The organism is Marinobacter gudaonensis, assembly GCF_900115175.1.
Lineage (GTDB): Bacteria > Pseudomonadota > Gammaproteobacteria > Pseudomonadales > Oleiphilaceae > Marinobacter > Marinobacter gudaonensis.
Genome location: NZ_FOYV01000001.1, coordinates 2435486 through 2456088 on the forward strand (window position 1 = coordinate 2435486; position 20603 = coordinate 2456088).

Consider the following 20603-nt stretch of genomic DNA (forward strand, 5'->3'; position numbering starts at 1 on the left):
CTTTGTGTTGTCACCTCCCCGTCACCCGAGGCTGTCAGGGTTTAGGCATCCGGACTGGCTGAGAGACGGGAGACCACATGCGGCGCTACCGGAGTGTTTTCATATCCGATGTACACCTGGGTACGGCCGATTGCCAGGCCGACTACCTGCTGGATTTTCTCAACCAGGTGCAGTGCCAGACCCTGTACCTGGTGGGTGACATTATCGACCTGATCGCCATGCAGCGACGGGTACACTTTCCCGATGCCCACCGCGCGGTCATCCACAAACTCATGGAGCTGGCGGGGAGTGGTACCCGGGTGATCTACATACCCGGCAATCACGACGATTTCCTGCGTCGCTTCTGCGGCCAGACCATTGCCAGTGTCGAGCTGCGCCTCAAAGCCGAGCACACCACCGCCGATGGCCGGCGGTTCATGGTCTGCCACGGCGACCAGTTCGACCAGGTGGTACGCTGCAGCCCGTTGATGCTGCTTGTGGGCGATCGGGCCCACGGCCTGCTGCTGAGACTGAACCGCTGGTTCAACGCCTGGCGCCGGTTCCGGGGCAAGCCTTACTGGTCGCTCGCGGCCTGGGTGAAAAGCCGAATTGGCCGGGCCCGCACCTTTATCCGCCGGTTCGAGCTGGCCGCCCTCACCGTTGCCGAGAAGGGCCACTACGACGGTTTTATCTGTGGCCACATCCACTCCGCGGGCTTTCTGCGCAGTGAAGACGGGCTTTACTGCAACGACGGAGACTGGGTGGAGCACTGCACGGCGTTGGTGGAACGGCAGGACGGTCGGCTGGAACTGCTGCACTGGTCGGAAAGCCCGAGGATACTGGCGACAGAACCCGAGGCCCCGCATCCGGATGTGTGTGGTGAGGCAAGACCGGTCCTCGATGTGGTACCCGCGGGATTTGTTGAGCAGGTGAACCGGCTGGCCCACTGAACCATCAGGCCGGTTAGCTCAAGGCTACGGGTGCCTCCGAGTGCCAGAGTAATCGGATGAGTCTGCTATGCTGAGGTCAGTCCGTCACTAACAGGTGACGCATCTGACCGATATGCGCAGAAGCAACAGGAGGCCTGCCATGAGCGGAATCTGTGTGGTGCTGGGAGTTGGCGCCGGCAACGGTGAGGCGCTGGTCAGGCGCTTCTGCCAGGAAGGATTCCAGGTGGCGATGCTGGCCCGGAGCACGGACTACCTGCTGGAGTTGGAGGCCTCGCTGACGGGTGCCCATGCCTTCCCCTGTGATCTGATGGAGCCGGCACAGATTGCCTCGGTAATGACGGCGATAGAACGTAGGCTCGGGCCGGTTTCCGTGATGCTCTATAACGCTGGCGGTGGCGCGTTCAAAAGCGTTGAAGACGCCAGCCTGGAAGATTTCGAAGCCAACTGGCGAATCAACGTTCAGGGTCTGGTGGCCGCCACCAAGGCAGCATTGCCGCAGCTCAGGCAACACCCGTCGGCGAGTATCGTTGTAACCAGTGCCTCCGCGGCCACCCGGGGCCGGGCCAACACCGCGCCCTTTGCCTCGGCCAAGGCGGCGCAGCGCAGCCTGGCCCAGTCGCTGGCGCGACAATTGGGGCCCGAGAAGATTCACGTGGCCAATGTAGTGATTGACGGTGTGGTGGATCTGCCCCGTACCCGCAATATGTTGCCGGACAAGCCCGATGACTTTTTCGTGCAGCCCTCGGCGGTGGCGGATGCAGTCTGGCACCTGTGCCAGCAGGATCCATCCGCCTGGACCCATGAGCTCGATATCCGGCCGTTCGGGGAGACCTGGTAGCCGGTGTGCCCCAGTGTTTAACGGGATGTTACCAGTCGTTCGATATCCGAGAAGATGCTGGCCGCATGGTTTACCCGTGCCAGCCAGCTCAGGGGAATCCCGTGCTCACCGCCGAGGCCATGGATAGCCGCCATCGCCGGCCCGATCAACCAGGCCCGTCCGCAGGAGTCGCCACCGCAAAGGATGTTGGCGCGAACCGCCTCCGTGTAGCTACTGGCATGGCTCAGGACATGGAAGATCACCGGCATGGCTTCGTGAAGGTAACACGTACGACCAAAGGTGTCGCCAGCGCCGGGCCCGTCGATCCGCCTGCCCGCGCGCGCCTTTTTCAGAGTTTCCGGGGCCGGTGACTCCCCGGCGGCGCTGTCGAGGGCCGTCGATAATGACTCGCCCCGGAACAGAAGATCGAGCAGCCTCATGGCGCAGCGTGCCCAGGCCACGGCCGTATCGTTGTGGTTGGTTACCCGAACCGCTGCTTCTGTAACCTGCGGAAGGTCCGGGTGACCACAATACACCGCCACCAGAGGTGCCAGTTTTGAGACGGCTGGCAGCTGGGTGTCATCAGCGCCGCTCTCGGCCACGCGATGCCGATCAATGGTCTCTGCCAGGTGGACACCGGCGTCCTGGATTTCGGAGTCTGGGTAGGTCAGGTTAATGGCCTCGCGCACTGGCCGGGCCAGCTGGCTGCCAGTCAGCCGGCGTGTGTAGGGCATCACCTTTTGTACCAGGATGCGCTTCTGCTCGGCGGTGAGTCTGGCCGGCATGTCGGCCAGTGCCTTTTCCACTGCGTTGCGCTCAATGGCGTCAAAGTTCTCGAGCGTGATGCGTGTGGGATTGTCGATGAAGCCACGCCATTGCCCGCCCGGCCCGAAAAACGACCGAAAACGGCGCTGGTAGTCGCGAATGTCCAGTGTGCCCTGACTGGCAAGCAGACTTTCCATCAGCACGTGGGTGGCAGCGCCGTAGTGGCTGATATCCCCGGTCTCCTTGCCGTCGTGGGCGAAGTAGCCAAAACCCCGGGTGTAGTACTCCGCTCTGGGAGGAAGAAACTCCGGAGCCCCGCCCCCAACTTCGGCGATGCGGTCGCTGCTGTAGAGCCAATGGAGTCCCAGGCTTGCGGCATCGGCGACCCACCCGCCGGCAAGGGCCGCAATCATGGCGGGGGTTCGTTGTCCGGGTTGTGTGTCGGTCATTGAGGCCTCCTTGGTTGGGATGCAGAGCCTTGTCGGAAAATACGAGCCGTTGCCTGAGGCCGGACCAATGTGCCCTGGCCCCTCCATCCTAGGGCTTTGCCTGAGTTGTCACCACTACCCCATGGGTGCGTACCGGAAACCGGCGTTGACGCTCCGGCGGGCGGCTTCTAGGGTTAAGGGAGGAGGTGTCTATGAGTTATACACTGAAAATTCAGGATATTCAGAATGTGACCCACGATGTCAGGCAGATTCGCCTGGAGAAGCCTCAGGGTTACACGTTTACGCCCGGCCAGGCTACCGAAGTGTCGGTTGATCGCGAAGGCTGGCGGGACGAAGGCCGGCCCTTTACCTTTACCTCGCTCGATTCCGACCCTTATCTGGAGTTCACCATCAAGATCTACCCGGACCACGAGGGCGTGACCGACCAGATCGGAAAGCTCAGCAAGGGTGATCACCTGATCATCGGTGACCCTTGGGGAACCATCGAATACAAGGGCGAGGGTGTGTTCCTGGCGGGCGGTGCGGGTGTAACCCCGTTTATCGCCATTCTGAGAGACCTGCATCGCAAGGGTGAGATCGGCAACAACCAGCTGCTGTTTTCCAACAAGAGTGAACGGGACATCATCCTCAGGGACGAGTTCGAGACGATCCTGGGTGATCAGTTCATCAATGTCATCACCGATGAAAAGCCCAGGGGTGATCACCTCTTTCTGGATGGGGTCATCGACAAGTCGTTTCTGGAGTCACACATAGAGAATTTTGATCAGGCGTTCTATGTGTGCGGCCCCGACCCGTTCAACAAGGGCATTATGTCTGCGTTGAAAGAGCTGGGCGCCAAGCCGGACGCGCTGGTTTTCGAGAAGTAGGTCAGGTCACTGAAAGGCGCCGATTACTTGCACCACGGTCAGTTCTGATAGACCCGGCAAAGCCGCAACAGAATGGGCGGTTGTCCCGCCCGACCGTGACTGCCGTTGTTACGCCAAACACACGGCTGATAAGGTTTTCAGTGATGACCTCTCCGGGACTGCCGATGGTTTCGAGCTGGCCGTCCGCCAGTATCGCAATCCGATCGGCAAACTGTGCGGCCTGGTTCAGATCATGCAATGACATCACCACCGTGAGGCCGTGATCACGATTCAAATTGGATAAAAGCTCCAGCACTTCCAACTGATAGCCCCAGTCGAGGAAGGTGGTGGGTTCGTCCAGCAGCAGAATGTCGGTTTCCTGGGCCAGGGCCATGGCAATCCATACCCGCTGCTGTTGCCCGCCCGAAAGCGCTTCGACCGGGCGTTCAGCGAGATCCGAGACGCCCGTCATGGCCATGGCGTCGTGGATCGCGTTTTCGTCAGTGGTGAGGTTCCGCTGCCACCATCGACGATGCGGGAACCGACCCAGCGCCACCAGATCCCGGACCAGGATACCCTCCGGCACAATCGGTTTCTGGGGCAGCATGGCAAGCCTGAGGGCCAGCTTGCCCCGTTCCCATTGTGCAACCGGTTGGTCGTCCAGGTAGACCTGGCCGGAGCGGGCCGGCAGCAGGCCCGCAAAACTTTTCAGCAAGGTACTCTTACCGGACCCGTTGGGGCCCAGCAGACAGGTAATGCCACCCTCGGGAATAATCAGCGAGACGTTGTCTACAACCGTTTTGTCGCCATAAGCCAGCGAGAGAGACTCGGTTCGTAACATGGTGAAGGGGTCCGGCTTCAGGGTTGACGCGATAACAGATACAGAAAGAAAGGTACGCCAAGGACGGCGGAAACGACGCCCACGGGCACTTCATAAGGTGTGAACAGCGTTCGGCCCAGTAAATCCGCCAGTACTGCCAGCACCGCGCCCAATAGTACACACAACACCAGCTGCACCGGAAGGTTGGCGCCGGCCAGCCGGCGGCTGATGTGTGGGATTAGCAGGCCAATGAAACCAACGGGGCCCACCACGCCGACCGCGCTGGCCGCCAACAGGGTGGCAATCAGCAGAGCAAAGGTACGCCAGCGGTTCAGGCCCAGGCCCAGCGTACGTGAGTGTTGGTCGTCGAGTTGCATCACATTCAGTGGGCGCATGAGCAGAGCCACTCCGATCAGCCCAATGAGTGTCCATGGAAGCAACGTGTGCAGGTGTTGCCACTCGCTACCATACAGCGAGCCGGCCAGCCATTGGGCCACCAGCTCGGTATGGGCGTGGCCCCAGAACGCCAGGGCACCGGTGGTCAGCGCGTGAAGCATGCCGGCAATGACAGCGCCGGTCAGCGTCATTTTCACCGGCGACAGCTGGCCATGGCGCATGCCAAGGCAAAACACCGCAAGCGCCGTCACCAGTCCCCCGGCCATCGCAAACAGTGGCAGGTATTGAAGGGCAAAGGAGGTATTGCTGTAGGGGTTCTCACTGGAGACCAGCCAGTCACCGACGATGAAGGCGATAACGGCCACCAGGCTTGCGCCGGCGGAGATGCCGAGAATGCCGGCTTCGGCCAGGGGATTGCGGCTGAGCAACTGCAACAGCCATCCCGACAGGGCGAAGTGAATACCGATAAGGGCGCCGGTCAGGGTGCGGGGCAGCCGCAGTTCGAAGACGACTCTCTGTACGTGTTGCGAGCTGTCTCCGGTGAGCCCAGCCCAAACCTGGGCCCAGGTCAGGTCCACAGCCCCCAGCTGAACGCCAGCGATGATGACAACAACCAGGCTGAGCCCGCCGGCCAGAAACAGCCTGGCGATAGGTCTGGCACCCGAAGGCCGACTGCCAGCGCGGCTTACCCGGGTTGGTGTTGTTGCCGGACTGGTCACGTTATGCGCTCCGGGGTGAGGTTCGCGAATTGAGCAGGTAGATCAGCCATGGGGCTCCAATAAGGGCGGTCAGCATACCGACGGGTAATTCCTGGGGGAAGGCCAGTTGCCGTGCCAGGATATCGGCGGCCAGCAGCAATAGCCCTCCGAGCAGAGCGCTCAATGGTAGCCAGTGCTGAATCTGATCGCCTGCGAGCCGCCGGGCGATGTGTGGCGCCACCAGGCCAATAAACACGATTGGACCGGTGAAGGCGACCAGCGCGGCAGCCAGCAGCAATGCCAGTAACAGGAAAGTCAGGCGCCAACGTCCGACGGCCAGGCCCATGGCCAGCGCCAGATCGTCGTCCAACTGCAACACACGAAAGGGGCGCTGCATGGCCAACAGGGCACCGAGTGGCAGGAGCAGCCAGGGCAGCACCATCTGGAGCTGGAGCCAGCCTCTTCCCATCAGGCTGCCCGCCAGCCAATAGTAGAGTTCTGCCGCCTCCGCCCCGGATACCAGCAAAAGGCCGGTAGTCAGTGCCGTTGCCAGCGAGGTGACGGCGATGCCGGCGAGTACCACGCGCTCCGGCTGGAGTCTCCTTCGACCGGCGATGGCGAAGGTCAGAGTACCCCCGAGCAGGCCCCCGCCCAGTGCCATCAGCGGCAGCCACATTGCGCCAGGTGAACTCAGGGTTCGAAGTGACACCACCGCCAGGGCGGCGGACGCAATCACGCCGGTCAGGCCGGGCGATGCCAGGGAGTTCCGGGTAACGCCTTGCATGACGGCCCCGGCAACCCCAAGCGCGGCCCCGCCAAGAATGCCGAGCAGGTTGCGGGGAAGTCGCAATTCCAGCACGGTAATGCGCGTCAGCAGGTCGCTGGTGCCATCAATGGCTGACAGCAGCTGGAGTGGCGACACCCACTGGGAACCGGCCATCAGACCAAGGAAAAACAGCAGCACCAGGAACAGCAGTGTTACCACATAGATATTGGAGGGGCGTGCTGTCGAAGCGCTACCGGTCATGTGCCGGAGTCCGGGGCCAGCAACAGACGCTGAATGTCATCGAGGATGCGCTCCCGGGCGATGGGTCCGGCGCCCTCTTTCCAGTAATGCGGTACTTCGTAGACCTGGCCGGTGCTTACGGCCTTGAGATAGGGCCAGATCGGATTCATTGTGAACGTCCGCTGACGACTGGTGGGTAACAGAAGAATGGTGTCTGGATTGAGTTTCAGCAGGGCCTCAAGGCTGATCCGGTAGCCCAGGGGGATGCCGCTCTCGGGATTGGGTGGCTTGCCACCAACATTGTCGAAGCCCAGCTGTTCAAGCACTACAGTGGGCAGAAAGTGGTCGTAGTAGATGAAGGGCGTTTCACTGCCGCTGGTCAGCAGCGCCAAGGTCCCCGTGGGCTTGCCATTATTGCGCTCCGCGAGCGATTGAACCCGTTCGAGGAATCGATCATTGAGTGCGTCCGCTTTGGCCGGCTTACCCAGCGCCTGGCCTGCCAACTCCACCGCCCGCAGGCTATCCTCGACCGTTATCAGGTCCAGGGCCAGGAGCGGAGCGATGGCTTCGATCTGATCACCGTCCTTCTCGGTATAGCGGCGGATGGCGATCACGAGGTCCGGCCGGACCGACGACAGCACTTCCAGATTGGGCTGGTGTCGCGGTCCGAGACCCCGAACACCGCTTAACTGTGGCGCCAGGTAGTCAGGCACCCCCTGGAGTCCGTAGTCGGTGACCGCGACCGGCGCTGTGCCCAGCGCCAGTGCGACATCGGCACCGAAGGTCGAAATCGCCGCAGGCCGGGTTGCCGCAGCGGACAACCGCAGGGTTTCCCCGCGGTCGTCCGTCAACCGGATGCTGTGGTTGTCTGCCCAGCCCGATACAGGCGAAAGCAGGACAACCAGCAGGCTCGTTGCAATCCGTTTCCTTAGTGCGGCCATCAGAAGTCCAGCTGGGCCTCGAGGATGAAGCTTCGGCCCGGCTGAGGTACCCGGCCGACCGGGCTGACGTCCACGCCCCGGAAGTAGTAATCCTCATCCAGCAGGTTGTTGACCGCCAGGCCGAGGTTCAGCACACGATCACCGCCTAACGCGAAGTCGCGACCGACCCGGGCAGTCACCAGGTGGTAATCCGGCAACTCGCCGGCACTGCCATTGCTGGTTTCCTCTTCCGTGTTGTTGGCATCGCTGTAGCTTTCGCTCACGTACACCCAGTTCACGCTGGCGTCCCAGGCCTGGTAGGTGTAGACCGCATCGGCGCTGACTTTGTGGGTGGGCGCGTTGGGCAGCTCGTTGCCTTCGTTATCGCCGGACAGCTGTTCGGTATCCAGGAAGGTGTAACCCAGGCCCAGTTCCCACTGGCTGTTGAGGTTCCAGCGGTTTGCCAGTTCGATACCCTGATGGCGGGTTTCGCCCAGGTTCTCGAAACGACTGGTCGAACGGTTGAACTGAATCTGATCCTCGTAGTCGATGCGGAACAGTGTGGCGGAAGAGAACAGGTCCGGTGTTACCTGCAGGCGTGCGCCCAGCTCATGGTTCCAGGCGGTTTCATTGGCTACGGCACCTTCACGGGTGGTCTGGGCAATCTGGACCGGCACCAGGGAACGCTGACTGTTCGCAAAGACAAACAGATCATCAGACGCCTGGTAGCCCACGGTCAGGCCCGGCAGCAGCTCCTCCGCGTTGTTTTCCTCGGTGTTGCCACTGAGGTTGTCGCGGAAATCCATATCGACGTCTTCGTAACGCAGGCCCGGTGTTACTGTCAGGCGGTCATCCAGGAAGGACACGGTATCGCTGACGTAGAAGGCCGCGGCCCGGGTGTCCAGGTGCCAGTCACGTGCCACGGAACGGTTACCGGAGGACAGTTCCAGGCGGTTGACGTCGAACTCCACATCCTCGCTGACAAATCGCGCGCCCAGGGTAATGTCATGGCGGCCATGGCGAATCGCGAGCCGGGGCTCGGTGCCCAGTACGGTGAACAAACGTGGTGAATCCGCGACGTGAGTCGAATCCAGCCCCGGGTCCGCCCAGTGGCCGTTGCCGCTGAGGTTCTGGCCGAAGAAGAAGGTGCGGTCGGCATCGTGTACGAAGTTGCGCCACTGGAATTCCACGTTGTCCGCCGGCGTGTAAGTCCAGGTGAAAGTGGCGCGGCTCATATCGGCTTCGTAGCCATCGTAGGGACGCTGGCTCTGGGTACGGTCCTGCTCATAGGCCTGTGGTGTCAGGGCACCCGGAAGTTCGGCGTCGACACGGTAGTACTGCAGCTGCGACGCCAGTTCATGCTGGTCGTTCAGGTAATAACGGGCATCCAGGATCAGGTTGTCCACTTCGGTATCGGAGTGGTCACGAAAGCCGTCGCCGCGCTGGACATTGGCCTGGAACTGCAGGTCGAGCTTGTCAGTGGCCCGGCCGCCGACCCGGTAGTAGGTGTCGGTAAAGACGTTGCCGGTCTCCTCCGCAATGGTTACCCGTTCGCGAAGGGTCTGGGAGGTTTCCGCCGGAATTGGCTTGGTAACGAAGTTCACCACGCCACCCACGTTGTTAGGCCCGTAATGAACCGAGGCGCCGCCCCGGACAATATCCACGACTTCCAGGCTCGGAAGGGTAACGGGGAAGAGCGACACGCCGACGTTGCTGTAGGGGCCGATGGCAATCGGGTAACCGTCCAGCAGAATCTGAAGTCGTTCACTGCGCAGCGGATTCAGGCCACGCACACCGATATTGGGGAGAATGCCCGTGCCGGTTTCATCAAGCACTGTAACACCGGGAACCGGGCGCAGGGCGTCCTCCAGGTTCAGAGCGCCGGTATCCTGAAGCTCCTCTTCCTCCACCACCGTGCGCGCCCCCGTGTAGGTTCTTTCGGACACCTCCGTCGGCGGCCCCAGCCAGTCTGCGGTGACGTTCAGTCCCGGAAGCAGGGCAGCAGCCTCAGCCCGCTCCTGTGCCACGGCGCCGGGTGCGATGCCCATGGCCAGAAGTGAAACGGGGAGCATGGCGATGGCTACAGACAAAGGGTGGCGCTTAAGTGGCGTTGAAACTTCAGACTTCGACATTGTGTTCTCCAGCACGCGTTAAATTTTAGTGCGCATTGTACTGATAATAATTCGCATTACAATCACGTCAGATTATCCCACGGGTCAATCGGCTGTCCGGTTACTCGATGAAAACTTCGTTTGGGTGGGGATGCATCAGAAAGGCCTGATGTGAAATATTCCAGGCGTAGGCCCCTGCGTAGTGGAAGACCACCAGATCGCCAATCCCGAGCGAGTCGACCTCAACCCGGCGGGCAAAGACATCTTTGGGTGTGCACAGCTGGCCAACCAGGGTGACAGGGTTGCCTTTGACGCCGGGTGATTCGAAGGTTGTCTCGGAGGCAGGCAATACCTCAAATGGATGATTGTGCGCCTGCGCAACAGGGGTCCGGAAGTGGTGTGTCCCACCCCGGCAAATCGCAAACCATTCGTCGCCACAGCGTTTGACATCCAGGACTTCGCCAACATAGAAGCCGCAGGGGGCGGTGATGAAACGGCCACATTCGAACCGGATGTTCCAGGCCCGATCCGAGTGAGCTTGAAGCAGCTCGTCGAGGCCGGCACAAAACCCTGGCCAGTCAAATTGCTGATCGGGCTGCGTATAGTTAATCCCGATTCCTCCACCGACATTGATCTCGGCAAGGTTCAGGTCGTACGTCGTTTCCCAGGCGCGAACCGACTCCAGGTAGTGCCTTATCAACGCAAGATGACGTTTCTCGTCGAGCTGGTGTGACATCAGGTGAAAGTGAAAGCCACGCAGCCTGACCCGGTTCTGCTTCGCCAGCAACGCCAGTGCTTCTGGTATACAGGCTTCCTCCATGCCAAACGGCGTGGGCACGCCGCCCATGGTAAGCCGTGTGGAGGGTGTTTCGGCCAGTTCGAGATTGATGCGCAGCAGAATGTCCTGATGGGTCTGTTTTCGGTCGGCGATGTCACACAGGCGCCGTAATTCCAGCAGGCTTTCCACGTGGATCCGTTCAACCTTCTGATCAATAGCCTTTTCGAGGTCCGATGCCAGTTTGCCGGGGCCGCCAAAAATTACCGGCGTGGTCGGGAAATGACGACGCACCCAGTCCAGCTCTCCACCCGACGCGACTTCAAAGCCCCGTACAAAGGGGGCCAAGGCGCCGAGCACCGGCCATGCCGGATTCGCCTTGGCGGCATAAAACATGTCACAGCCGGCCGGCAAGCACTCGACTATGCCCCTTATCCGGTTGCGGAGTCCGGGCAGGTCATACACATAGGCGCACAGCGGGTCGCTTTCACCGCGCTTGAGCGCGTGGATGGCCTGCTGAACGGAGGCAGGTACGTCAGGCATGGCACAGCTCCTCCATGGTCTCCACGGTGAAAGGCATCGTCAGCGCCAGCGGGTTGGGTACCCGGGTGTACTGTGACTCACGGTCCGGGCGCTTGAAAAGTCGAGTCATCAGGTTACTTTTGTTGGGAATGGGGTCGCCCTCCAGAAGCCTGCCGAGAACATCCCTGGCCCATGGGTCGTCGGTCTCTTCCAGCCAGTCGCGCACGACTCCGGCTAGTGCCTGCCATAACCGGCGTTCAATAGACTTGTCTCCCCCGCAGAGGCAGGCTACGGCCTGGAACAGGTGATTGACCAACAGGCAGTATGCGATCCGTTTCCAGGCTTTGCCCTGACTGTAATGAACCGACGCCAGTGTTTGTTCATCGAGGGTATCCGGCAGTTGTCCCGACCAGCGGCCGGGCACGAGCTTCGTTCCCTCCAGGTCACGAACAAACACCTGGACGGGATACCCCCCCCGAATGCCTACAACCACGTTTTGAAGATGTGGTTCAAAGACCACGCCATGATGGAACAGCGACTCGAAGATCGGTGGGATCAGCAAGGCGAGGTACTGCTCGAACCACGCCAGTCTGGCCTCCAAAACGGTGAGCCGTTCTGCAACTCCCAGGGTATCGGCAGCTTCGGTGGCCGGGCAGCGACCGAAACGGTCTTCGCTGAAGAGCGCTGCGGCCAGCAATGGTGTGACACCAGGTTCGAGGTACGATTCGATACTGTCTCGCATAATGACGCCGAATCCCTCTGCTATGGTGCGGCGATCAGGCTCTGGGTGATCGATAAAATCAACCGTCTGGTAGCCGGGCTCATACAGCAGCCTGAACCCCCGCCAACGGGCCAGTGACGGGGCAAGGTAGGTCTTGAGTGCGGCGGAGAGGGCTACAGCACTCTCCAATTCGTAGACCGCGTTTTTCCGGATGCAGTTGGTCAGTCGGACGTGGGTTGAAAATTTGAGGAAGTAGGGGCTGCCGGGCTGGTATAGCGTGCGAACCGATGCGGTCGGGTAGAATCGTTGACCGACCTGGCCCAGGGGCAGGATGCGCCCGGAACGGATAGCGCTGCGGATGACGGGGAGGCGCATAAGGTAGCGTGCCTGCCAGGGGTGCACAGGAACCGCAACCCAACCATCGGGCAGATCCAGCCCGATGTCCGGACCGGAGGCTGAAGCTGGCCCGGCAATGTCACCCCGGGTGCGAAGATCGTCCGGATGAACAGCGAAATACGAGAGAGCGAAGCCCGCGCCCATCTCCGGGGAATATTGCAGGATATCTTCCGGGTCGAACCCTTCCCTGGATTTTGGTGCCGGGTGGTAACGGTGCCCGAAACTCAGGGATTGCTCTGACCAGCGGAAAGCCTCCAGCCCCTGCCCCCAATCCGCGGGAACGCGGGTGTATTCGAGAATACTCCGCATGACGTTCCGGCTGAGAAGAATCTGTCGGTAGAGCTCGCCGTTGAAGGGTTCATTGAAGCGCCGTGCCATTTGATGGAGCAGGATCCGGCCCAATTGCTCCAGCCCCAGGACCCGCCAGCCCCTGAGCCCGGATTTGTGATACGGCGCGGACAGGTAGCGGTAGTTGCAGGTCTGCGAGTCTCCCGCCACCAGAACCAGCAGAAGATCTTCGGATTCCGGGAATGCAATCTGTAGCACGCTCACCGGTTCCAGAGCCAGGCGGACACGGAGTCCCTGCGGCCAGGATCGGCTGCCTTCACCACGATGAACCGCCAGTTCTCCGGAGGGTTGGGCCAGATCCCGACAGTAGCAATTCAGCAGGGCCTCCATGCTGGCTTGATCGGCCTGAAAGTCGCAGTGCTGATCTCTGAAATAATGATGCGAGGCTGTCATTGCCATGGCTTTACTCCTTGTTTAGGTGTTCTTGGTTCAGTGGCGGGAGAGCGGGATCGGTAGACGCTCAGAGTGATAGTAAGAAGTGTTACCCCGGCGCCCAGCCAGAACGGCGCCGTCTGATTGCTCATCCCTGTGGCAACACCCGCGAGAACCCCCGCGGCGACACCGGCCCATTTACCCGCACTGTCGAGGGCGCCAAAGCTCTGGCCAGCGTTTTCTATCCGTGTGAGGCGTGCGGTTTCGGCATTAAGGGCAAAAAGACAGGTCGTCATGCCCAGCCCCATGACCAATCGTCCGGCGAGAATGGCGGCTGTTGTTCCGGCAGTCGCCTGAATAACGTAGGACAGTACGAACAGTGACAGGCCTGCGGGCAAGGTCCACGGGTTACCGAAAAACACGCTTCGTCGCAGTGGGCTAACCAGAATAATCAGGTAGATGGCATGAGGGAGGCTGTAGAGAACTCCGGCCAAAGCGGCGGTACTGCCCGTTCGTTCCTGGGTCCAGGGAATGAAGTAGGGAAAACTGGCCACCAGTGCGAAATTGAAACCGAAGTAAAGTAACCGCAATCGCAGCCAACTAGCGGATGCCGAAACCCTTTCACGTGAATGTTTCTGGCCACCAGGCCCACCTGAAACCGGATCTGGCGGAGCAAGCTTCCATACCAGCAGTGCTGACAGAAGCGGCAGGATGGCCATGTAGAGGTACAGACGCTGGGCTGGCACCCAGGTCATGAAAAAACCGAAAAGGATGGGCGCCAGTATCATGGCCGACCTGGCCGAGCCCTGCATCCAGTTCAGTGACTGGGTCAGGTTTTGACCGCGAGCAACGGTGGAGAGGTACGCGCTCGATGCGGCAAAGGTTCCGCCCAGAAAGCCCTGAACCATCAGTGCCATGGCAAAGGTAACTACGCTCGGCGCCAATCCGGCGATTACGAAGGCCAAGGCCAGGCCAATCTGGGCCCGCAGCAGCGACCAGCGGCGGCCGAAACGGTCCGCCACCCTCCCCCAGAACGGCGCCGCCAGCGCCGTGAAAACCGTCGGGATAATATAGAACCAGCCCACCCAGACGGTGTGTTCAACCGCAAATGTGTCGGTCAGGATCAGCCCAAAAAATGGTGGCATCCCGAGTGCCACCAAGGCCGCGGTAAAGTGGCTGAGCAGGACCACCGGCAGAACGGACTGGCTCATGATCCGTTCCTGAGAAAGTTCGGGGCCAGCTTACCGTAGAATTTATTGATGTCAGCGGCGCCGGTGCGGGACTTGCTTTCCAGGCTGCCAGCCCTGAGAAGATACTTGGTGTAAAGCTGGCGATCCTCCAGCAGCACCTTGCGCGCTGGCTGAGTATTGACGCCGAGGTCGTCAAGCTGATCGAGGACGCTGATCACCTCCTCACGAAGCACCCTATACCAGTGGGCCCTGGATCCGAGCCCCCGTGCGGACAGGCCCTCAAGAATAACCGCCAGGTTCAGTTGCAGGGTGATGGTGGTAAACATCTGCGCCAGAGGTGTTTCATCCTTGACCAGGATGCGTTGATCCCGGAGTTGCGCAACTTTTGACTCGATGGACGGCATCTGGCCGCGTAGCCTGTCTGGCCGCAGCCTGGGGGCGTCGTTGTCCTTGAAAAGCAGCTGCGGTGGCCGCCCCGGCGTGAGCAGCACCATGGAGTTCTGCTGATTGGACTCCAGCGCAATGCCGTAGACAAGCCACAGTCGCAGGTGCACCGTCAGCGTCAAGGCAACGTACTGGCGCACCCACTCTGTCAGGTCGCCACGATTAAACTCGTCCGCCATCATTTGGGCAACGCAGCGACCGTCCGGGCTGTCGGCTAACAGGGAGGCAACGGGCACAATCTGCTGCTGGTCGGAAAACCCGCAAAACCGGCGCACAATACAGCCCAGCCAGGGCAGATCGCCAACGTGCAGGCCTGAGGATTCGTCGGTTACAGAAAAGGTCCCTTTAAGGACCGGGTCCTTGCCGGCTATCTCCTGCAGGATTTTCTGAACCGTATGACCATCATAAAGTGTGCTCGGTTTGACCGTTCGAATGTTCCGGTTGCCCAGTGTGCGAATGGTCAAAGGGACTTTCACGTGGACCTCCGGCGCTGCCTCAAGCTGGAGGGTTCGTACCGACAGTGTTGGCTGAACCCAAAGCGCAGGCGCTGGCGCACGGATAACCCTGGCACCGATGTCTGTGGTCGACAGATACTCACTCAGCGCGGTGTCCCAGAGATGAGGGTGCACCGGCAAGAGCTGGTAGCTGTCGGCAAGCCGGTTATCCAGCCCTACCTCGCTGAAATCCGGCCAGCAACCTGGGAGCTCCCCCATCGAAGTGACTTCCGAGCCGGGGACGGCAAGCCACCTTAACTGAAAACGCGGGGCAAATTCAGGCGCGTAGGCCACCAGTGCTGCCTTATCAAAACCACTCTTGGCGCGGGCACTGGGATAAAACGGATGATCGAGGAAGGCCGCGAGACGATCGAAATGAAGCATGCGTTCGGATAACCGGGGAAAATCCTTCCAGCTTTGCCCCTGATGGCGGATGTCGTCAAACCACCTGGACCGCTCCGCCAGGCAGAGGGTGTCGTGTGCCTCCGCGGTTCTGCACTCGTCGGCATAGATCTCCAACTGCTCCCCAGAGTCGTCGTGTTCCTCCGCGGTGAGGCAGGCCAGAACCTGTTCGTAGTGATTCACTTCCGACACGCTTCCGACCTGGCCTGCGGGCTGCCAGATGAGCGCGTCGCCACTCCACTGCCAACGCTGCATGAAGGTTGCCGGATGGACCGGCAACCACAGGATGCCCTGCGCCAGCGTCCACCGTAACCAGGTCGCCGGCGTTCCTGGAGAGCCGGGCACGCCGTCCACCCCAACTGCCTGAGAATCACTCTGGCAGCCGGCCACGTCTTCGCGGATCAGGGCATCGACCAGCCTCCGGGTCAGATACTGCCCGGGGTCTGTTGAAGACAGAGCGGTGTTCCGGGTCATCAGCCTATCTCCCACTCTGCTTCAAGATCGGTGGTCCATTCGGCCAACGTATCCTTCACCCGGGAGGGATCGCTCGAAAACAACCGCAACACGCCCAGGTAGTCCTTGTTTGAATGAGTCAGTCGGAGGTCATCACCCACTTTCCTCAAAGGCTCAAACTCGGCAATGCCGTCACCGCACGGCTCCCTGCGCTCAGGAGCTGAACGGCGAACCCGGCCGCTGGTAGAAGCACTGAGATAGCGTATCTGCGCCGCCTGCGTGGGAGGGGATAATTCAAGAGGGTTGCCAACATGGGCCTGAAGGATGGCATGGAACAGCCCATGATTCGTCATGCGGTCAAGCAGGAATTCGCGGCCATCCCCCACCGTACGGTAATTGATCTCGATAAGTCTCGGCCCATTGTCGGTTATCACAAATTCGGAATGGCAGGCGCCAAGGCCCACACCGAAGCGCCGTACCTGCCTGAACATCTCCTGCAGGTGAGGACTGTCCGGCTGGTAGGGCACCCACGACGCTTCAAGTTCGACAAAATGGGGAGGCTCGGAAAGCCGCACTTCAAATCCTCCGAGCGCAATCAGGCTGTTTCCGTCCCCAATGGTCTCCAGTGTGTGAACAGGGCCTGACAGAAACTCTTCCAGCAGCAAGGGTTGCCCGGGTTGTTCCTGCCAGAACTGATCACAGAACGATTGCAGTTGCGCAGCGTTGTCCAGGCGCCTGACGTTGAGGCTGGCAACCCCCTCCCGGGGCTTGGCAATACACGGGAAGGGAACGTCGTCGATCACCTTCCCCAGGGATGTCTGATCATTCACAGCCCTGAACCAGCATGCGCCATCATCGAGCGCTTTCAGGTACTGGCGCATTGCGGCCTTGTTTTTTGCCCGGTAACAGGTTTGCCAGTCTTTGCCCGGCAGATTCAGGTAGGCTGCGGCCAGAGCGGTCACCGTCTGCAGGTGATCGCTGTTGGAAAACACGCCCACGGGCGCCGGGAGTTCTGAGAGAAGATCGAGAACAGACAGCGGATTAAATACATCACACTGGAGAATCTGTTCCGGATAGGCGGGAAGGTCCGGTTGACTGAAATAGTGGTGATGAGTCGCCGCCTGGTCTGTCAGCAGGATCACTTTCAGCCCCATCGACTGGGCTGCAGGCAGGAATCCCCGATTCAGGGCTTCCGTTGGAACATGAGCAAGAAAAAGTACGGTATCGCGCATAGGAAAACTCTTGTCAGGCTTGAAGAAGAATGGCCGCCTCAGGGAGACGGCGGGCTCGACTCGGCACGGCAGGTCGCAAGGTGAGACTTGAGGTATTTAAAGAGCAGACTGCGGTCTTCTCCCAGGAGAAAGGCTCTTGCTCCCCACTCCTGCCATTCCGTCAATTGGTCAGGACTTCGTGGCAAGGCGCAAAATTCCACAGAACGCCCGCGGCAACTCGCTGCCAGTTCCGCGATGGCGTGATTGACAGACGAATGGAACGGGTCACCAGGGCAGCCGAGTGATTGCGACAGATCAACCGCTCCCGGAAGCACCCAGTCAACACCGGGAACACCCAGGATGGCTTCACGGTTGTCGATGCCTTCCTGGTCTTCAATCATGAGCACAATGAGGACTTCCTGGTTGGCCTGCCTGAGGTAGTCTTTCAGCGGGAGGGTTCCGAAACCTGTTGTCCTGCCGCCGGTAATTCCACGTTGCCCCGCAGGCGCGTACCGCGCCATCTGAACAACGTCGCGCGCCTCTTCGGCATTACGGATACGGGGAACAACAATTCCCTGAGCACCACTGTCCAGAGCCCGGGTAATCGCAGCACGATCAACCCCTGGCACTCGCACCAGAGGGGTGACGGAGGCGCACTCGGCGGCGCGAATCATGTGTTCCAGGGACTCTGGATTGGTGGACATGTGTTCCGTATCCAGGATGACAAAGTCATAGCCGGCATGGCCGATCATCTCGATCATCCAGGGCGTTGGTACTGCGTTCAGTAGTCCAAAGGCGGGTAAGCCATCGGTGATCAATTGGCGCGTGCGGTTATTGGTCAGCATTGGCGGCAATCCTGATGAACGAGAATGATTATCAACAACATTAGATATCATTTTGCATTTTCTGACAACCGTAGCCCTGCGCTCCATGTATCAGCGCCCGTTGTTTCCCAGGGCGTTGTCGGGCTCAAAAAGTAGGTAAAGACGCTGGCAATATCGGCTATCGCTGTTTCTTTTAGTGAGCGATTGTTCAAGAATGGGAATGTGTCTTTCAGGCTGCCGAAAAGCGACGTGTCGGCTGTGAACACGGTGGGTGTAACCGAAATGTTAGATATTCATGAGCATTCGTTGACACAATGGCGGATTACCTGACGTACAACTGCAATATCGCCTGGATACGCACGGCAGGGCTGTGCTGTAAAGCCCCTGCGGTCGGGTGTCATTTCGCCCGTGGATCTGAATCAGAAAGGACCTTTGCATGACGTTCAAGAAATGGATCCTGATCGCCGTAATTGCGGCGGTTGTCACCGGATTCGTCGCCGCCGGCGGTACCGAGCTTCTGACGCTCGACAACCTGAAGGCCAATCAGCAGGCCATCGGTCAGTGGATCGATCAGAACCTGGGGCTGGCGGTGCTGGGTTTTGTGGCTATCTATGTGGTGGTAACTGCGCTGTCCCTGCCCGGAGCTGCCATCATGACCCTCGCCGGTGGCGCCTTTTTCGGGAACCTGTACGGACTGGCCGCGGTTTCGGTGGCCTCAACCATCGGGGCGTCCCTGGCATTTCTGGTGGCCCGGTTCCTGATGCGGGACACGCTGCGCAAGCGCTACAGTCAGACTGTCGCCAAAATGGACCGGGGCATCGAAAAGGACGGCGCGTTCTACCTGGCCACCCTGCGCCTGGTACCGGTGTTCCCCTTCTTCCTGATCAACCTGGCTATGGGCCTGACGGCCATGAAGCTGCGCACCTACGCGCTGGTCAGCTGGGCGGCGATGCTGCCGGGTACCTTTGTGTATGTGAACGCTGGCACGCAACTGGGCCAGATCGAGTCCACCGGTGACATCGTCTCGGCGGATCTGCTGCTGTCCTTTGCCCTGTTGGGTCTGTTCCCGCTGATTGCCAAGTTTGTCGTGGGCTTCCTTCGCCGCCGCAAGGTATACGCCGGTTGGCAAAAGCCCGCGCACTTTGATTACAACCTGCTGGTGATCGGCGGTGGTTCGGCCGGTCTGGTTTCTGCGTACATCGCCGCGGCCGTGAAGGCCAAGGTGGCACTGATCGAGAAGGACAAAATGGGCGGTGACTGTCTCAACACCGGCTGCGTGCCTTCCAAGGCTCTGATCCGCAGTGCCAAAGCAGCGGACACCCTGCGCCACGCCAACCGCTACGGGCTGGAGTCGGTGCCGGTGAAAGGCTCTTTCAAAAACATCATGAGCCGGGTCAAGGAGGTGATCGCGAAAGTGGAGCCCCACGATTCGCCGGAGCGCTACCGCAAGCTGGGCGTGGACTGCATTGCCGGCGAAGCCAGCTTCGTGTCGCCCTGGGAGCTGGAAGTGCGCCATAACGATGGCCGCACCGAACGGCTCACTGCCCGTAGCATTGTGGTGGCCACGGGCGGCAAGCCGGCGGTGCCGCCCATTCCCGGCCTGAAGGACATGGAGCCGCTGACCTCGGACAACCTCTGGCATCTGGAAGAGCAACCGGAGCGCCTGCTGGTGCTGGGCGGCGGCCCGATCGGCTCCGAGCTGGCCCATGCCTTTGCCCGTCTTGGCAGCAAGGTGACACAGGTGGAGATGGGTGATCGCCTGTTGGCCAAAGAGGATACCGACGTTTCTGACCTGGTGTTGAAGCAGTTCCAGTCAGACGGCATTGATGTCCGGTTGAAACATTCCGCGGCCGAGTTCCGTATTGAGGAAGGCGAGAAGGTGGCCTATTGCGAGCACGAGGGTGAGCGGGTGCGAATTCCCTTCGACGAGGTGCTGGTGGCCGTGGGCCGAGCGGCCAATACCGCCGGCCTGAATCTGGAGCGCATCGGCGTGGACACCCTGCCCAACGGCACTGTGCCGGTGGAAGAGGACATGAGCCTGCGTTATCCGAACGTGTTTGCCTGCGGCGATGTGGCCGGGCCCTACCAGTTTACCCACGCGGCCTCGCACCAGGCCTGGTACGCGGCAGTAAACGGGTTGTTCGGCCAGTTCAAGCGCTTCCGGGTCGACTACCGGGTGATGCCCTGGGTGACGTTCACCTCACCGGAAGTGGCCCGGGTGGGGCTCAGTGAGGCCGAAGCTAAGGCCCAGGGGGTGGCCTACGAAGTGACCCGGTATGGGCTGGACGATCTGGACCGGGCCATCGCCGAAAGCGAGGACCACGGATTCATCAAGGTGCTGACTCCGCCGGGCAAGGACAAGATCCTGGGCGCTGTGGTGGTGGGCGCCCATGCCGGGGAAATCCTCGCCGAGTTTACCCTGGCCATGAAGCATGGCCTGGGCCTGAACAAGATCCTGGGCACCATTCACCCCTACCCGACCTGGAACGAGTCGGCGAAGTACGCGGCCGGTGAATGGAAACGGGCCCATGCGCCTGAAGGCGTCCTGAAGCTGCTGGAGAAACTCCACGGCTGGCGCCGGGGCAAGGAAGGACGGCAGCCCCTGAAGCACAACGACGTGACCACCGGCTGATGGAATGGTTTGGGGCGTGAACCCTTTGGGTCCTGCCCCTATCTGTGGTCCCTGAACATTGAA

Annotated in this window: 16 protein-coding genes; 4 read left to right on the top strand and 12 right to left on the bottom strand. The window is 60.6% G+C overall.

Translation table 11 applies throughout. The features are described 5' to 3' along the window. The first annotated feature begins 77 nt into the window (after positions 1–77). Positions 78–929, top strand: coding sequence for a UDP-2,3-diacylglucosamine diphosphatase (locus BM344_RS10990; protein ID WP_091989587.1), 852 nt, complete (start codon positions 78–80; stop codon positions 927–929). Between the two features lie 139 nt (positions 930–1068). Beyond that, complete coding sequence (locus BM344_RS10995) at positions 1069–1767, top strand: SDR family NAD(P)-dependent oxidoreductase (RefSeq protein WP_091989590.1); 699 nt, start codon at positions 1069–1071, stop codon at positions 1765–1767. 17 nt (positions 1768–1784) lie between these two features. Here the strand turns inward: BM344_RS10995 and BM344_RS11000 are convergent, their stop codons facing one another. Next, a complete protein-coding gene (locus BM344_RS11000) occupies positions 1785–2960 on the bottom strand; it encodes an ADP-ribosylglycohydrolase family protein (RefSeq protein ID WP_091989593.1) in 1176 nt (391 codons plus the stop codon). A 191-nt stretch (positions 2961–3151) separates the two neighbouring features. Between BM344_RS11000 and BM344_RS11005 the strand changes: the two genes are divergently transcribed. Further along, entirely contained in the window at positions 3152–3826 is a 675-nt protein-coding gene (locus BM344_RS11005; protein WP_091989597.1) for an FAD-binding oxidoreductase, read from the top strand. A gap of 1 nt (position 3827) precedes the next feature. On the opposite strand, the gene BM344_RS11010 is transcribed toward BM344_RS11005, so the two are convergent. The 11 genes from BM344_RS11010 to BM344_RS11060 all read right to left on the bottom strand — a co-directional run bounded on the left by BM344_RS11010 (position 3828) and on the right by BM344_RS11060 (position 17929). Further along, on the bottom strand, positions 3828–4646 hold the full coding sequence (locus BM344_RS11010; RefSeq protein WP_091989599.1) for an ABC transporter ATP-binding protein: 819 nt from the start codon (positions 4644–4646) through the stop codon (positions 3828–3830). Positions 4647–4663: 17 nt separating this feature from the next. Next, positions 4664–5740 (bottom strand): FecCD family ABC transporter permease, encoded by a 1077-nt coding sequence (locus BM344_RS11015; protein ID WP_228143596.1) that lies wholly within the window; start codon positions 5738–5740, stop codon positions 4664–4666. A 1-nt stretch (position 5741) separates the two neighbouring features. Beyond that, positions 5742–6746, bottom strand: a complete 1005-nt coding sequence (locus BM344_RS11020) for a FecCD family ABC transporter permease (protein ID WP_091989602.1) — start codon at positions 6744–6746, stop codon at positions 5742–5744. Further along, entirely contained in the window at positions 6743–7666 is a 924-nt protein-coding gene (locus tag BM344_RS11025; RefSeq protein WP_228143597.1) for an ABC transporter substrate-binding protein, read from the bottom strand. Before BM344_RS11025 ends, BM344_RS11020 begins: the two co-directional genes overlap by 4 nt. Beyond that, positions 7666–9777 (bottom strand): TonB-dependent receptor family protein, encoded by a 2112-nt coding sequence (locus BM344_RS11030; protein ID WP_091989604.1) that lies wholly within the window; start codon positions 9775–9777, stop codon positions 7666–7668. Before BM344_RS11030 ends, BM344_RS11025 begins: the two co-directional genes overlap by 1 nt. Before the next feature lie 100 nt (positions 9778–9877). After that, positions 9878–11074, bottom strand: coding sequence for a type III PLP-dependent enzyme (locus BM344_RS11035; RefSeq protein WP_091989607.1), 1197 nt, complete (start codon positions 11072–11074; stop codon positions 9878–9880). Then, entirely contained in the window at positions 11067–12917 is a 1851-nt protein-coding gene (locus tag BM344_RS11040; RefSeq protein WP_091989609.1) for an IucA/IucC family protein, read from the bottom strand. The genes BM344_RS11035 and BM344_RS11040 overlap by 8 nt, the downstream gene beginning before the upstream one ends. Further along, positions 12908–14101 (bottom strand): MFS transporter, encoded by a 1194-nt coding sequence (locus tag BM344_RS11045; protein ID WP_228143598.1) that lies wholly within the window; start codon positions 14099–14101, stop codon positions 12908–12910. Before BM344_RS11045 ends, BM344_RS11040 begins: the two co-directional genes overlap by 10 nt. Then, on the bottom strand, positions 14098–15894 hold the full coding sequence (locus tag BM344_RS11050; protein ID WP_091989612.1) for an IucA/IucC family protein: 1797 nt from the start codon (positions 15892–15894) through the stop codon (positions 14098–14100). The genes BM344_RS11045 and BM344_RS11050 overlap by 4 nt, the downstream gene beginning before the upstream one ends. Further along, positions 15894–17105 (bottom strand): ATP-grasp domain-containing protein, encoded by a 1212-nt coding sequence (locus BM344_RS11055; protein WP_091989614.1) that lies wholly within the window; start codon positions 17103–17105, stop codon positions 15894–15896. The genes BM344_RS11050 and BM344_RS11055 overlap by 1 nt, the downstream gene beginning before the upstream one ends. Before the next feature lie 38 nt (positions 17106–17143). Next, positions 17144–17929 (bottom strand): HpcH/HpaI aldolase family protein, encoded by a 786-nt coding sequence (locus tag BM344_RS11060; protein ID WP_167363233.1) that lies wholly within the window; start codon positions 17927–17929, stop codon positions 17144–17146. 415 nt (positions 17930–18344) lie between these two features. Here BM344_RS11060 and BM344_RS11065 point away from each other — a divergent pair, with 415 nt between their 5' ends. Further along, positions 18345–20540, top strand: a complete 2196-nt coding sequence (locus BM344_RS11065) for an FAD-dependent oxidoreductase (RefSeq protein WP_091989617.1) — start codon at positions 18345–18347, stop codon at positions 20538–20540. The last annotated feature ends 63 nt before the right edge of the window (positions 20541–20603 follow it).

What these genes read in the sequence shown, in the direction of transcription:
- BM344_RS11000 (WP_091989593.1), bottom strand. Translation starts at nt 2,960, where the DNA reads ATGACCGACACACAACCCGGACAACGAACCCCCGCCATGATTGCGGCC.
- BM344_RS11020 (WP_091989602.1), bottom strand. Translation starts at nt 6,746, where the DNA reads ATGACCGGTAGCGCTTCGACAGCACGCCCCTCCAATATCTATGTGGTA.
- BM344_RS11050 (WP_091989612.1), bottom strand. Translation starts at nt 15,894, where the DNA reads ATGACCCGGAACACCGCTCTGTCTTCAACAGACCCCGGGCAGTATCTG.
- BM344_RS11005 (WP_091989597.1), top strand. Translation starts at nt 3,152, where the DNA reads ATGAGTTATACACTGAAAATTCAGGATATTCAGAATGTGACCCACGAT.
- BM344_RS11045 (WP_228143598.1), bottom strand. Translation starts at nt 14,101, where the DNA reads ATGAGCCAGTCCGTTCTGCCGGTGGTCCTGCTCAGCCACTTTACCGCG.
- BM344_RS10990 (WP_091989587.1), top strand. Translation starts at nt 78, where the DNA reads ATGCGGCGCTACCGGAGTGTTTTCATATCCGATGTACACCTGGGTACG.
- BM344_RS11040 (WP_091989609.1), bottom strand. Translation starts at nt 12,917, where the DNA reads ATGGCAATGACAGCCTCGCATCATTATTTCAGAGATCAGCACTGCGAC.
- BM344_RS10995 (WP_091989590.1), top strand. Translation starts at nt 1,069, where the DNA reads ATGAGCGGAATCTGTGTGGTGCTGGGAGTTGGCGCCGGCAACGGTGAG.
- BM344_RS11035 (WP_091989607.1), bottom strand. Translation starts at nt 11,074, where the DNA reads ATGCCTGACGTACCTGCCTCCGTTCAGCAGGCCATCCACGCGCTCAAG.
- BM344_RS11025 (WP_228143597.1), bottom strand. Translation starts at nt 7,666, where the DNA reads ATGGCCGCACTAAGGAAACGGATTGCAACGAGCCTGCTGGTTGTCCTG.
- BM344_RS11030 (WP_091989604.1), bottom strand. Translation starts at nt 9,777, where the DNA reads ATGTCGAAGTCTGAAGTTTCAACGCCACTTAAGCGCCACCCTTTGTCT.
- BM344_RS11065 (WP_091989617.1), top strand. Translation starts at nt 18,345, where the DNA reads ATGACGTTCAAGAAATGGATCCTGATCGCCGTAATTGCGGCGGTTGTC.
- BM344_RS11010 (WP_091989599.1), bottom strand. Translation starts at nt 4,646, where the DNA reads ATGTTACGAACCGAGTCTCTCTCGCTGGCTTATGGCGACAAAACGGTT.
- BM344_RS11055 (WP_091989614.1), bottom strand. Translation starts at nt 17,105, where the DNA reads ATGCGCGATACCGTACTTTTTCTTGCTCATGTTCCAACGGAAGCCCTG.
- BM344_RS11060 (WP_167363233.1), bottom strand. Translation starts at nt 17,929, where the DNA reads ATGCTGACCAATAACCGCACGCGCCAATTGATCACCGATGGCTTACCC.